Source organism: Nocardia sp. X0981, assembly GCF_977089955.1.
This window is the reverse complement of sequence record NZ_OZ372435.1, coordinates 123,410-137,611: the sequence shown is the minus strand read 5'-3', so window position 1 is coordinate 137,611 and position 14,202 is coordinate 123,410. Positions and strand designations below refer to the sequence as shown.

General features: G+C 68.1%; 9 protein-coding genes. 7 read left to right on the top strand and 2 right to left on the bottom strand.

Annotation, left to right across the window (positions count from 1 at the left end):
* Nucleotides 1–9: 9 nt before the first annotated feature.
* Entirely contained in the window at nt 10–672 is a 663-nt protein-coding gene (locus ACYR7D_RS00630) for a FadR/GntR family transcriptional regulator (RefSeq protein ID WP_459547690.1), read from the bottom strand.
* A 65-nt stretch (nt 673–737) separates the two neighbouring features.
* Here ACYR7D_RS00630 and ACYR7D_RS00625 point away from each other — a divergent pair, with 65 nt between their 5' ends.
* The 6 genes from ACYR7D_RS00625 to ACYR7D_RS00600 all read left to right on the top strand — a co-directional run bounded on the left by ACYR7D_RS00625 (nt 738) and on the right by ACYR7D_RS00600 (nt 9,062).
* Entirely contained in the window at nt 738–2,000 is a 1,263-nt protein-coding gene (locus ACYR7D_RS00625) for an MFS transporter (RefSeq protein ID WP_459547689.1), read from the top strand.
* 293 nt (nt 2,001–2,293) lie between these two features.
* Nucleotides 2,294–3,763: a nitrate/nitrite transporter gene (locus ACYR7D_RS00620; RefSeq protein WP_459549944.1), complete on the top strand. Its 1,470-nt coding sequence runs from the start codon at nt 2,294–2,296 to the stop codon at nt 3,761–3,763.
* 26 nt (nt 3,764–3,789) lie between these two features.
* On the top strand, nt 3,790–6,318 hold the full coding sequence (gene nirB, locus ACYR7D_RS00615) for a nitrite reductase large subunit NirB (protein WP_459547688.1): 2,529 nt from the start codon (nt 3,790–3,792) through the stop codon (nt 6,316–6,318).
* Nucleotides 6,319–6,514: 196 nt separating this feature from the next.
* Nucleotides 6,515–6,955 (top strand): nitrite reductase small subunit NirD, encoded by a 441-nt coding sequence (gene nirD / locus ACYR7D_RS00610; RefSeq protein WP_459547687.1) that lies wholly within the window; start codon nt 6,515–6,517, stop codon nt 6,953–6,955.
* On the top strand, nt 6,952–8,175 hold the full coding sequence (locus tag ACYR7D_RS00605; protein WP_459547686.1) for a uroporphyrinogen-III synthase: 1,224 nt from the start codon (nt 6,952–6,954) through the stop codon (nt 8,173–8,175). The genes nirD and ACYR7D_RS00605 overlap by 4 nt, the downstream gene beginning before the upstream one ends.
* A complete protein-coding gene (locus ACYR7D_RS00600; RefSeq protein ID WP_459547685.1) occupies nt 8,172–9,062 on the top strand; it encodes a sirohydrochlorin chelatase in 891 nt (296 codons plus the stop codon). The genes ACYR7D_RS00605 and ACYR7D_RS00600 overlap by 4 nt, the downstream gene beginning before the upstream one ends.
* Before the next feature lie 227 nt (nt 9,063–9,289).
* Here the strand turns inward: ACYR7D_RS00600 and ACYR7D_RS00595 are convergent, their stop codons facing one another.
* A complete protein-coding gene (locus tag ACYR7D_RS00595) occupies nt 9,290–10,006 on the bottom strand; it encodes a chymotrypsin family serine protease (RefSeq protein WP_459547684.1) in 717 nt (238 codons plus the stop codon).
* Between the two features lie 440 nt (nt 10,007–10,446).
* Between ACYR7D_RS00595 and ACYR7D_RS00590 the strand changes: the two genes are divergently transcribed.
* A complete protein-coding gene (locus ACYR7D_RS00590; RefSeq protein WP_459549943.1) occupies nt 10,447–14,181 on the top strand; it encodes a nitrate reductase subunit alpha in 3,735 nt (1,244 codons plus the stop codon).
* The last annotated feature ends 21 nt before the right edge of the window (nt 14,182–14,202 follow it).

The following is a 14,202-nucleotide window of genomic DNA, read 5'->3' as shown; positions in this document are numbered from 1 at the left end:
GCCGGAGGATCAGTGGTAGTCGGCCAGTAAGGTGTCGAGGAAACACCGGGTGGTCTTGGCCGCGCGTTCGGCGTCCCCGTCGGTGATCGCCTGCACCAGATCGCGGTGTTCGGCGGCGTACCAGCTGTCGATCCGGTCGGTGCGCGAACGGGTCGCGGATTCGATGACGCCGAGCACGGAATCGTAGAATTCCAGGTAGATCGCGTTGCGGCTGGCCGCCACGATGGCGCGGTGGAACTGGACATCGGCGTCGATGGCCGCGGCCCGGTTCGTGCGCCAGAGGCGATTGCGCTCGTCGAGCAGCCGGTGCAGGGTGGCGATATCGGTTTCGTCGCGGCGGCGGGCGGCGAGCGCGGCGGCGGTGGACTCCAATCCGTGGCGTAACTCGAGGACATCGCGTTCCTCGGCTTCGGCGAGATATTTGCTCAGGGTTCCGCCGACCTCGGAGGTGGCGATGACATAGGTGCCGGAGCCCTGCCGTCGCTCCAGCATGCCGGCGTGTACCAGTGCCTGCACCGCTTCCCGTAGCGTGTTCCGGCCGGTGCCGGTGAGCTCGGCCAATTCGGGTTCGGTCGGGATCCGAGTTCCGATCGGCCATCGGCCGGAACGGATATCTTCTCTGAGTTGCTCGGTGACCTGGGCGATGAGACTGGTGCGTCTAACGCTTTGCACCGCAACAGCGTACCGCCCGTCACATATCCCTTGTCCAAATCATTGGGTCATCCTATGATTTCTCAGTGACTGCTGCGTTACCCGAGATCCCGGAAACGGCCGAAATTTCCGCCGAGCAGCAACACCGCCGACTGATCGAGGGCCGGCTGCTGGTACTCGCGGCGATCATCGTGTCCGCGCTCACGCTCCGGGTCGCGGTCACCGCCTTCACACCGCTCGCCGAGGACATCGGCGCACAGATCGGCTACTCCACCGCCGTCGTCGGCGTATTCGGGATGATTCCGACACTGATGTTCTCGGTGACGGGTCTGCTGGCCCCGCTGCTGGTCCGTGCCCTCGGATTGGAGCGCACGGTGCTGGTCGCGATGGCGGCCGCGGGCGCCGGTATGTCGATCCGGGTACTGGTCTCGGGGACCATCGAACTCCTGCTCTTCTCCGCACTGGCCCTCGGCGGTATGGGCATCGGCAATATCGTGGTCCCCCCGCTGGTGAAACGGTACTTCCCGGACCGGCTGGCCACGGTGAGCGCGCTCTACATCACCATGGTGCAGATCGGTACGGTGGTGCCCGCGCTGATCGCGGTGCCGCTCGCCGAGGCGTACGGCTGGCGGGTCTCCCTGGGTGTATGGGCGCTCCTCGGCTTCGCCGCCGCCATACCCTGGATCGGTGTGCTGCGTTCCCGGCGCGGGCACGACCTCGCCCGCGCCGAGGGGCTGCCCGGCGGGGCACCCGGCCCGGCGGTGCAGGTGTGGCGCTCACCGCTGGCCTGGGGCATGGGAGCCACGTTCGGTATGACCTCCCTGACGACATACTCGGTGTTCACCTGGCTGCCGACGATCTTCGCCGACGCCGGGGCCGATGCCGCCTTCGGTGGCTCGATGGTCGCGCTGTTCGCGCTCGTCGGCTTGGTGGCGGCGCTGACCGCGCCGACAGTGGCGGCGCGGCTCACGAACCCCTATCCCGTGGTCGTGGGTTGCGCGGTGTGCTTCTTCGTATCCTTCGCGGGCCTGCTCTACGCACCGATGAGCGCGCCCGTGCTGTGGGTGATCGTGCTCGGCCTGGGTCCCAGCACTTTCCCGCTGACCCTCACCCTCATCAACCTGCGGACCCGGACCCCCGCCGGCTCGGCGGCCCTTTCCGGCTTCACCCAGGGGGTCGGTTATGCGCTGGCCTGTGCCGGACCGGTGCTGTTCGGCATGCTGCACACCGCGACCGGCGGTTGGACGGCTCCGTTCGCCATGCTGTGCGTCGCCGTACTGGTGCTGCTCACGGGAGCCTGGCAGGCCTGTAAACCGCGCATGCTCGAGGATACGGTCGTCCGCCGCTGACCTTCCCGGTGCCGCGGTGACGCCGGGAAGGACGCGGTCGTCCGCTTCGCGCGTCCTCACCGCGTATACCTCGGAAAATGGGCATTTCGTGACGCGCGGAAATAGTGACGTCATATCCAGTTAACAACTGCGGCCTTCTCACCTGGGCGAGCCGAACCGCGTGAGAAACCGTTGATTCGACGGTCATTTTGGGCAGCATTGCGGCAATACCCGTTTCCTACCGTGGGGTCGAACCACGTTGGGAGGCCCTTTTGAGCACGCAGACCGAAAGCCGGCGGAACACGGTCACGGCCTTGCGCCGGCGGCCGAAGCTGGAGCACTGGGACGCCGAGGACACCGCCGCCTGGGCGGCCGGCGGTAAGAAGATCGCCACACGAAACCTGATCTGGTCGGTCGTCGCCGAGCACATCGGATTCTCCATCTGGTCCATCTGGTCGGTGATGGTGCTGTTCATGCCGGCCGAGACCTATGGGATAGACGCGGCGGGCAAATTCTTTCTCGTCGCGGTACCGACCCTCGTCGGGGCGATTCTGCGCATTCCGTACACGGTCGCGACGGCCCGGTTCGGCGGCCGCAACTGGACCGTGTTCAGCGCCGTGGCCCTGCTGGTGCCGACACTGCTCACGCTGTACTTCGTCAACCAGCCGGGCACCTCGTACACCACATTCCTGGTGGTCGCGGCGTTCGCGGGCCTGGGCGGCGGCAATTTCGCCTCCTCCATGACCAATATCAACGCCTTCTACCCGCAGCGGCTCAAGGGCTGGGCGCTGGGGATGAACGCGGGCGGCGGCAATATCGGCGTCCCCGTCATCCAGTTGTTCGGTCTGCTGATCATCGCCACTCTGGGTAACGAATACGCCTCGGTCATCTGCGCGGCCTACCTGGTGCTGATCGTGCTCGCCGGGCTCGGCGCCGCCCTGTTCATGGACAACCTGCCGAACCAGAAGGCCGATCTGTCCTTCATGCTCACCGCGCTGAAAGTGCCGCAGTCCTGGGCGGTTTCGTTCCTCTACATCGGCACCTTCGGTTCCTTCATCGGGTACAGCTTCGCCTTCGGCCAGATCCTGCAGATCAGCTTCGTGGCCGGCGGGGACACCGTGACCGAGGCCACGCTGCACGCCGCGCAGATCGCTTTCCTCGGGCCGCTGCTCGGCTCGCTGGCCCGCCCCTACGGCGGCAAACTCGCCGATCGGATCGGTGGTAGCCGGGTCACCCTGTTCACTTTCGCGGCCATGATGGTCGCCGCCGTGGTGGTCGCCGTCGCCTCGACGATCGCCGACGGCTCGAGTACGGGTTTCTCCGGCCCGGTGCTGGGGGTGCTGGTGGCCGGCTTCGTGGCGCTGTTCGTGCTGTCCGGTCTCGGCAACGGGTCGGTCACCAAGATCATCCCGTCGATATTCGAGGCCCGGGCCCGCAGCCTGGACGCGGCTCCGGCCGAGCGCGCCGCCTGGGCACAGAACACCTCGGGCGCCCTGATCGGTTTCGTCGGTGCCATCGGCGCACTGGGTGGCGTGGGCATCAACCTGGTCCTGCGTTCCTCCTACGCCTCGACCCAATCCGCGACCACCGCCTTCTGGGTGTTCATGGTCTTCTACATCGCCTGCGCCCTCGTCACCTGGTCGGTATTCCTGCGCCGTCCCAGCGGCCCGATACCCGACCGTGAGGTCGTGACCGCGGCCGAGGCGCTGGTCCGCCGCGCCGAAGCAGACCCCAGTACTTCAGCCCAGCCCACCGCAGCCCGGTCCGCCCGGTCGTCGGCCTGACCCCGGATCCCCCCACGGAGAACACCATGAACGCACAGCGCAGAACAGTCGTCGTCGCCGGTCACGGCATGGTCGGTCACCGGTTCGTCGAGGCCCTCCGCTCTCGGGACGAGGCGGGGCAGTGGCAGGTCGTCGTGCTCGGCGAGGAGAAATTGCCCGCCTACGACCGAGTGGGCCTGTCCTCTTATGTAGGCGCCTGGGACCCGGCCGCGCTGGCGCTGCCCGGTAACGAGTACGCCGGCGACGAGCTGGTGGACCTGCGTCTGGGCCAGCGCGCCGAATCCGTCGACAAAGACGCCCGGAAGGTGACCACGACCGCCGGTGAGGTGCTCGACTACGACGCCCTCGTGCTGGCGACCGGTTCCTATCCGTTCGTACCTCCCGTGCCGGGGCACGAACATCCGGAATGCTTCGTCTACCGCACCATCGACGATCTGGACGGCATCAGGGCCGCGGCCGCGGCCGCCGGGCCGGGTGCGCACGGTGTGGTGGTGGGCGGGGGACTGCTCGGCCTGGAGGCGGCCAACGCGCTGCGCCTGCTCGGGCTCACCCCGCATGTGGTGGAGTACAACGATCGCCTGATGCCGGCCCAGGTCGACGAGGGCGGCGGCGCCATTCTGGCGAAGCTGGTCACCGAGCTGGGTCTGCAGGTGCACACGGGTGTCGGCACGGAGGGGATCGAGCGGTCCGCGGTGGCGGATCCGGCGGACAGGCTGAAGATCAGTCTCTCCGACGGCACCGTGATCGACGCCGCGCTGGTGGTGTTCTCCGCGGGAGTCCGCCCGCGCGACGAAATCGCGCGGGCGGCCGGTCTCGAGGTGGGGCCGCGCGGCGGGGTGATCACCGACCTCGGACTGGCCACTTCGGATCCGCGCATCTACGCGATCGGCGAATGCGCGGCCATCGAGGGGGTCTGCTATGGGCTGGTCGCGCCGGGGTACACGACGGCCGAGATCGTGGCCGACCGGCTGCTCGGCGGCGCCGGTGAGTTCCCGGGCGCGGATATGTCGACCAAGCTGAAGCTGCTCGGTGTGGATGTGGCGAGTTTCGGCGACGCCCACGGAACCACCGAGGGCGCGCTGTCGGTGGTGCTGCACGACGCAGCCCGCGGTACCTACGCGAAACTCGTCATCTCCGACGACGCGCAGACCCTGCTCGGCGGCATCCTGGTCGGCGACGCCACCCAGTACGCCGCGTTGCGCCCGCTGGTGGGCCGGCCGCTGCCCGCCGAGCCCGCCGCGCTGATCTCCCCGGCCGGGGCGGAGCTGGGCGCCGACGCGCTACCGGACGAGGCCCAGATCTGCTCCTGCAACGATGTGAGCAAGGGCGCGATCTGCGGCGCCATCGCCGACGGCGCCTGCGATATCCCGGCCATCAAGGCCTGCACCAAGGCGGGCACTTCCTGCGGCGGCTGTGTACCGATGATCAAGAAGGTGCTCGAACAGTCCGGTGTGGCGATGTCCAAGGCGCTGTGCGAGCATTTCGAGCAATCGCGCGCCGAGCTCTTCCAAGTGGTGCAGGCCACCGGTATCCGCACCTTCTCCGAGCTCATCGCCCGGCACGGTAAGGGCGCCGGCTGCGATATCTGCAAACCGACGGTCGCCTCGATCCTCGCCTCCACCTCCAGCGAACACATCCTGGAGGGTGAGCAGGCCGCGCTACAGGACACCAACGACCACTTCCTGGCCAATATGCAGAAGAACGGCACCTACTCGGTGGTGCCGCGGATGCCCGGGGGCGAGGTCACACCCGAGCAGCTGATCGTCATCGGTGAGGTCGCCAAGGAGTTCGGTCTCTACACCAAGATCACCGGCGGGCAGCGGATCGATCTGTTCGGCGCCCGCGTCGAACAGTTGCCGCTCATCTGGAAACGCCTGGTGGACGCCGGGATGGAATCCGGGCACGCTTATGGTAAGGCGCTGCGCACGGTCAAGAGCTGCGTCGGTTCCACCTGGTGCCGCTACGGGCAGCAGGATTCGGTCGGGATGGCGGTCCTGCTGGAGAAGCGCTACCGCGGCCTGCGCTCCCCGCACAAGCTGAAGCTGGCGGTATCCGGTTGCGCCCGCGAATGCGCGGAGGCCCGGGGTAAGGATGTGGGCGTCATCGCCACCGAGAACGGCTGGAACCTCTATGTCGGCGGCAACGGCGGCCTCACCCCCAAACACGCGGTCCTGCTCGCGGGTGATCTCGACGACGAAACCCTGATCTCCTACATCGACCGTTACCTGATGTTCTACATCCGCACCGCGGACCGGCTGCAGCGCACCGCGCCGTGGCAGGAGGACCTCGGTATCGACCACATCCGCGAGGTGGTCTGCGAGGACAGCCTCGGTATCGCCGCCGACCTGGAAGCGGCCATGGCCGCCCATGTGGCCGGCTACCGCGACGAATGGGCCGCGGTTCTCGACGACGAGGACAAGCTCTCCCGTTTCGTCTCCTTCGTCAACGCCCCTGCCGAGGCCGACCCCACCATCGCCTTCGACGACAGTGGCGAACGCAAGGTCCCTGTGCTGCTCGGCCTGCCCGGCATGCCCGGAGGCGGGAGTGCGGCGTGACCACGGAGGGCGTGCCGGGCAGGCCGTGTGGGTGCAGCCCGCCCGGCATGCCCGAAGTGGTGCCGGCGCCCGCTACGAGTGGGAAATGACGGCTTAACCATCAGGAAACAGGACGCCGGTACCAATGAGTGATGCGGTACCTCCGCCTCGGCTGCGGTCTCCCCGGGCCGTGGGTACCAGCTTCGAAGGAGGCTCTATGACTGTGATCGATACCCTGAACGTGGCCACGGCCACCACCGGGTGGACCCCGGCGTGCCGGCTCGATTATCTGATCCCCGGCCGTGGTGTAGCGGTACTGCTGCCCCGCGGACACCAGGCGGCGCTGTTCCTCCTGCCCGAGGGCACGCTGTACGCGGTCGGCAATATCGACCCCTTCGGCCGGGCGGCGGTGATGTCACGCGGTATCGTCGGCGACCGCGGCGGCGAGCCCGTGGTCGCCTCACCGTTGCTGAAGCAGGCGTTCTCACTGATAGACGGCCGGTGCCTGGACGACGATTCGATGACGCTGCCGGTGTACGCCGTGCGCGTGGACGACGGTCTGGTCTCGATCTCCGACAACCCCGTGACCCCCGTGGCCTCTGGGGCGCCGGCGGTCCCCGCAGCCGCCGGCGTGACCACGAACGGCCGTATCGCATGACGCTTCCGGAGACGAACACCTCGCTGGCCGGTTTCACGGTCGGGATCACCGCCGCTCGCCGGGCCGAGGAATTCGCCACCCTGCTCACCCGGCGCGGCGCGACGGTCGTATCCGCGCCGGCGATCCGGATCATCCCGCTGTCCGACGACACCGAACTCGAACGGGTGACCCGCGAGCTGGTCGCCGACCCCCCGCGCATCACCGTGGCCACCACCGGGATCGGGTTCCGCGGCTGGGTGGAGGCCGCGGAGGGCTGGGGCCTGGCCGAACAGCTGCGCACCACGCTGGCCGGTACTCGGATGCTGGCTCGCGGTCCCAAGGCCAAGGGCGCCATCCGGGCGGCCGAACTGCGCGAGGAATGGTCTCCGGCTTCCGAATCGTCGGCCGAAGTGCTGGACCATCTGCTGGCCGAGGGTGTCGAAGGAGTGCGGATCGCGGTGCAGTTGCACGGCGCCACCACCGAATGGGAACCGATCCCCGACTTCTGCGAGGTACTGCGCTGCGCCGGCGCCGATGTGGTGCCGGTTCCGGTGTACCGGTGGGAACCGCCCGCCGATCGCGGGCCGATGGACCATCTGATCGAATCCATCGTCGGCTCCGCCCTCGACTGCGTCACCTTCACCAGCGCTCCGGCGGTGGCCTCGATGCTCATGCGCGCCAAGGAGACCGGCGTACTCGAGAGTGTGCTGCACGCGCTGCGCGGCCGGGTACCGGCGGCCTGTGTCGGGCCGATCACCGCGGCGCCACTGGAGGAACTCGGTGTGCCGACCACGATGCCCGGCCGGGCGCGGCTGGGCGCACTGGCGCGGCATGTCGCCGAGGAGCTGCCGCGGCGGGCCGGCCGTATCAATGCCGCCGGCCACACCATCAGTGTTCGCGGGGCGTGTGTCGTGGTCGACGGTACGGTGAAACAGCTGGCTCCCGCCCCGATGGCGCTGATGCGGTCGCTGGCCCGGCACCCCGGACGGGTGGTTTCGCGGGAGGATCTGCTGGCGACCCTGCCGGGTGGGGGAGACGACACCCACGCGGTGGAAACCGCCATCGCGCGGCTGCGAGCCGGGTTGGGCACCCCCAAAGCGATTCAGACCGTGGTGAAACGCGGGTACCGGCTGGCCATGGACCCCGCCGACTGCAACGACACGGCTGGTGAGCCCACCGCGCCGCTGTCGGCGGTCCCGGCGCGTAACCTCCGTTACGTACGCACGGTGGTGTCCGGATGACGCCTCCGCTGGTATTGGTGGCGCACGGCACCCGCAGCGGCCGGGGCGTCGAGATGATCGCCGCGCTCGCCGAGGCGGTGGGGCGTGAGCTGGAACGGCGAACGAACCGGCCACCCGCACCGGGGTTCCGGTGCGCGCATACCGCCGCGGCGAGGCCCGGCGGGCGGGATCGCCGGGCGGCGTTCTCGCTCGGTACCTCCGGGTACGCGCTGTGCGGTTGTGCGCCGGATTCTTTCGTCCCGGCCGGTGGCGCGGCGGGTGCTCCGGTGGTGCGCACCGCGTTCGTCGATGTACTGGGTCCCGCCCCCGCCGAAGTCCTGCGCGATCTCGTCGCCGCCGCTCCGGCGGGCGCCTCGGAAACGGCGCCGGCCGTGGTGGTTCCGGCGTTCCTGGCTTCCGGTTACCACGTCTACCAGGATGTGCCGCGGGAAGTTGCCGACAGCGGGCATCCGGCGGTGACCGTGACTCCGGCGATGGGCCCGGATCCCGCGCTGGCGCGCATCATGGCCGTCCGCCTGCGCGCGGCCGGGTGGCGGCCCGGGGACGCGATCGTCTTCGCCGCCGCGGGCTCCTCGGATCCGCGGGCCCGCGCCGATGTACGCCGGGCCGCCGGTATGCTCACCGCGCAGCTCGCGACCCCGGTGCGTACCGCCTACGTCGCGACCGGCGCTCCGCGCGTCCCCGAGGTGGTGGCGCGGCTGCGGGCCGAGGGCCGGGAGCGGGTGTTCGTCGCCTCGTATCTGCTGGCGCACGGCCTGTTCCACGAACGCCTGCACCAGGCGGGTGCCACCGGGGTCGCCGATCCGATCGGTGTCCACCCGGCGGTGGTCCGGTTGATCGCCGACCGTTACCTGTCCGCGGCCGGGGCCGCATCCCGGGTGCGCTGACGGGACCGGAGGCGCGGATACCCGCCACCTTGCGGTGCTCGGGTCCCATCGGAGTACGGAACGTCGGTGACCAGCGCCTCCGGCGCTGCGCGCTCCGGGATACGCGCCGTGCGCCCCGTAGCTACCGGCCGTAGTCCGTTCCCGGCACAGCACTCACGCCCGGGTCCACCGGCAGGATGATCTGCGTCTGTCCGGCTGCTCGCAGGGGCGCCGGGGGTTCGAGCGGCTCAGACCCGGTACCAGACGAACGGTTCCTCCCGGGTGGGTCCGTAGCGGTCGATCTGATCGAACAGCCAGGCGGCCGGCTCCACGACCGCGCTGCGGCCCTGTGCGTTGTCGTAGGCCACCAGGATGCCGACGAAAGCGGCGTGGCCGTCGGATGTCTGGCGGTACACCACCGCTCCGGAATCACCGGCTTCCGCGCCCAGCGCGTTGGTGGCGTAGAGCCATTCGTCGGTGATCTCGGTGATCGTGCCGCAGCTCCAGCCGGTGGTCGCGCCCAGCTTGCAGATCTCCTGACCGATCTGAGGTTTCATATCGACCGTGGACAGGCCGAAACGGCCCATGGAGGCGGCGACGCCGATTCCGTCGTACAACCGGACGAGTGCGAAACCGAATTTCAGGCCCTCGTCCGGGCGGTGGAATTCGAACCAGCCGACCGGGTTTCCCTGGACGTCGGTGACGATACCGGGTTGGTAGCAGTGGCCGGCGGTCACCGCGTACTGTGCCTGCCCGATGGATCCGGTGAGCCCGACCGTGCAGCGGTTGGTCACCGCTTTTCCGTCGGTGATGGTGGAGTGCCGGATTTCCATACCCGGATACACCGTGACCGTGGGGGCCGCCTCGGCGACCGGGGCGGGGAGCAGCGCCGCACCGGCGGCCGCCGCCACCACGACCAGAGCGGTGGATACCAGAAGACGCCCCCGCCGGAAAACGCTGAACATGCGTACCTCGAACCTGCTCGAGCGACCGCCGACGCGGTCGGATCGGGCAGCAGCGTAGACGATGGCTCATGGCGATGCCGACGAGGTATTCCCAATCAGTGGAAGTGTGGTGGGTGGCCGGGCCGAATTCCGCCGTGAACCGGCTTGTGGAGGTTTGTAAACAAATGTAAACCGCCGGAGAAGCGGCTATTTCCGAAAATTCACCGATTCCCCCGATGGGCCCCGGCCACGGGCGCGGGGGCAGCGGGTTGCCCCTGTTTTCCCAGGTGGGACTTCCCGGTGGCGGCGGTGGCCGCGCCGTCGTCGTGACCGCCAGATTGCGCTCACCTCACAGCTCACCGACCTGCCGTTTTCGATGTGAGAATGCCGTTTGGCCAGGTCCGGCCGCGTCCTTACAGTCGGAACATCAGCCCGATCTCACCGCTTGCAGAAAAGGGGGCATCGTGGTTGTTCCACGTAATTCGGGCCCGGTCGATTCGGGTCGGCAGTCCACGGATCCGTCCGCCGGTGACACGCTGCTCCGGCTGGGCAAGTACTTTCAGCGCGGCGAGGTGTCCGCGGACAACCGCACCGTGCACAAGGTGGGCGGGCGTGGAGCCGACGATTTCTACCGGGACCGCTGGTCGCACGACAAGGTGGTGCGGTCCACCCACGGAGTGAACTGCACGGGGTCGTGTTCCTGGAAGATCTACGTCAAAGACGGTGTCATCACCTGGGAATCGCAGCAGACCGACTATCCCTCGGTCGGCTCGGACAAACCCGAGTACGAACCGCGCGGCTGCCCGCGGGGTGCCTCCTTCTCCTGGTACACCTATTCGCCGGCCCGGGTGCGGTATCCGTATGTGCGCTCCGCTCTGCTGGAGATGTACCGGGAGGCCAAGCAGCGGCTGAAGGACCCCGTGCTGGCCTGGGGCGATATCGTGTCCGATCCCGAGCGTTCCCGTACGTACAAGGCGGCCCGTGGTAAGGGCGGATTCGTCCGTGCCGAATGGTGGGAGGCGGCCGAAATCGCCGCGGCGGCGCATGTCCACACCATCAAGCACTACGGCCCCGACCGTATCGCGGGATTCTCCCCGATCCCGGCGATGTCCATGGTCAGCCATGCGATCGGGGCCCGGTTCATCTCGTTGCTGGGCGGTTCGATGCTGTCATTCTACGACTGGTACGCCGACCTGCCGGTGGCTTCACCGCAGGTGTTCGGTGATCAGACCGATGTCCCGGAATCGGCGGACTGGTTCGACGCCGGATACCTGATCATGTGGGGTTCCAATGTCCCGGTGACCCGCACCCCGGACGCCCACTACATGACCGAGGCCCGATACCGCGGCCAGAAGGTCGTGGTGGTGTCCCCGGACTACGCGGACAACACCAAATTCGCCGACGAATGGGTCGCGGCGCGTCCGGGCACCGATGCCGCGCTGGCCATGGCCATGGGACATGTGGTGCTGCGGGAGTTCTTCGTCGACCGCACCACCCCGCGCTTCCTCGACTATGTACGCAAATACACCGATCTGCCGTTCCTCATCACCCTGGAGGAACGTGCGGACGGGGTGGTGGTACCGGGGAAATTCCTCACCGCAACGGATCTGGGCGCTACCGAAGAGGGAGCCGAGTTCCGGACCGTGATCCTGGATTCCGCGGGCACACCGGTGGTACCGAACGGATCGCTGGGAGACCGCTTCGGCGAGAACGGTACGGGGCGGTGGAACCTGGACCTCGGCGGCGTGGAGCCGCTCCTGACGCTGTACGGCCGCACCGACGATGCTGCGGCCGTACAGTTCCCCCGGTTCGATACCGACGTTCCCGAAACGCTGACACGCGGTGTGCCGACCACGGTGGTCGCGGGTGAGCGGGTCACCACGGTATTCGATCTGCTGCTCGCGCAGTACGGTGTGGGCCGTCCCGGCCTGCCGGGCACCTGGCCCAGCGGCTACGACGATGCCACCGCGCCTTACACTCCCGCCTGGCAGGAGGCCGTCACCGGTGTGCCGGCCGCTCAGGCCCGGCGTATCGCCCGCGAATTCGCCGATAACGCCGAACGTTCCGGCGGCCGCTCCATGATCCTGATGGGCGCCGGTACCAACCACTGGTTCCACTCCGACCAGATCTACCGGTCCTTCTTCACCCTGACCCTGCTCACCGGCTGCCAGGGCGTCAACGGTGGCGGCTGGGCCCACTATGTGGGCCAGGAGAAATGCCGTCCGGTGACCGGGTGGTCCACCCTCGCCTTCGGTCTGGACTGGCAGCGTCCGCCCCGGCAGATGCAGGGCACCGTCTTCTGGTATCTGACCAACGACCAGTGGCGCTACGATCCGTTCACCGCCGATGCCTTCGCCTCTCCGCTGGGTACCGGAAAGTTCGCGGGCCGTACGGCCGCCGACAATATCGCGCTGGCCACCCGGCTGGGCTGGATGCCGTCGTATCCCACCTTCGACCGCAATCCTCTGGACCTGGCCGACGAGGCCGAAGCCGCCGGACGCCCGGCCGCCGACCATGTGGTGGACGGGCTGAAATCCGGTGCGCTGCGTTTCGCCTGCGAAGACCCGGACGCCCCGGAGAACTTCCCCCGGGTCCTCACGGTGTGGCGGGCCAATCTGCTGGGGTCCTCGGGTAAGGGCAACGAGTACTTCCATCGGCATCTGCTCGGCGCGGATTCCAATCTGCAGACCGCCGATACCACCGGAGTGCGCCCCGAAGAACTGGTCTGGCGCGACGAGGCCGCCACCGGAAAACTGGATCTGCTGTTGTCCCTGGATTTCCGGATGACCAGTACCACCCTGTTCTCCGATATCGTGCTGCCGGCCGCTACCTGGTACGAGAAATACGATCTCTCCTCGACGGATATGCACCCGTTCGTGCATGCCTTCACCCCGGCGATCTCGCCACCGTGGGAGGCGAAAACCGATTTCGAGGCGTTCCACCGGATCGCGCGCGGTTTCTCCTGGCTCGCCGAAAAGCATCTGGGGGTGCGCAAGGACATCGTGGCGGTGCCGCTGCAGCACGATTCGCCGGATGCCATGGCCCAGGCGGGCGGCCGGGTGCTGGACTGGAAGGCGGGGGAATGCGAGCCGATCCCGGGTAAGACCATGCCGAGGCTGGTGGTGGTCGAACGGGATTATCCGAAGGTGGCGGAGAAGATGGCCGCGCTGGGCCCTCTGGTCGATACCCTCGGGCTCACCGTCAAGGGCGTCACCACCCATCCCGGCGAGGAGGTGGAGTATCTCGCGGGAGTGAACGGAACCGTCGTCTCCGGGGTGGCGCGCGGCCGGCCGTCGCTGGCGAAGGACAGTTATGCGGCCGAAGCCGTTCTGGCGCTGTCCGGTACCACCAACGGCCGTCTCGCGGTGGAGGGTTTCCACGCCCTGGAGCGGCGCACGGGTACCGAACTGGCCGATCTGGCCGCCGAACACGAGGGCAAACGGATCACCTTCGCCGATACCCAGGCGCGACCGGTGCCGGTGATCACCTCACCGGAATGGTCGGGTAGCGAAACCGGCGGACGCCGCTATTCGCCGTTCACCATCAACACCGAACGCCTCAAACCCTGGCACACCCTCACCGGCAGGCAGCATTTCTATCTCGACCACGACTGGATGATCGAACTCGGGGAACAGTTGCCGACCTTCCGGCCCCCGCTGGATATGACGGCGCTGTTCGCCGAGCCCGCGGTCGGCGAGGTGAGCGACCGGGGGGTGACCGTCCGCTATCTGACCCCGCACTCCAAGTGGTCCATCCACTCCGCCTACCAGGACAACCTGCATATGCTGACGCTTTCGCGCGGCGGGCAGACCATCTGGATGTCGGAGAAGGACGCCGCGAAGATCGGGGTGGCCGACAACGAATGGATCGAGGCGATCAACCGCAACGGTGTGGTGGTGGCCCGCGCGATCGTTTCGCACCGGATGCCGGAGGGCACCGTGTTCATGTACCACGCGCAGGACCGCGCCGTGGACGTACCGCGTATCGAGGGGACTCCGGCCGCGGACGGGGCCTTCGCCGGCCGGGGTAAACGCGGCGGTATCCACAATGCGCTGACCCGCATCATGATCAAACCCTCGCATCTCATCGGTGGATACGCCCAGCAGTCGTTCGCGCTGAACTACCACGGCCCGACCGGTAACCAGCGCGACGAGGTCACCACGATCCGCCGCCGCAGCCAGCAGGTGGAGTACTGATATGCGCTGCTGCCACGAGCT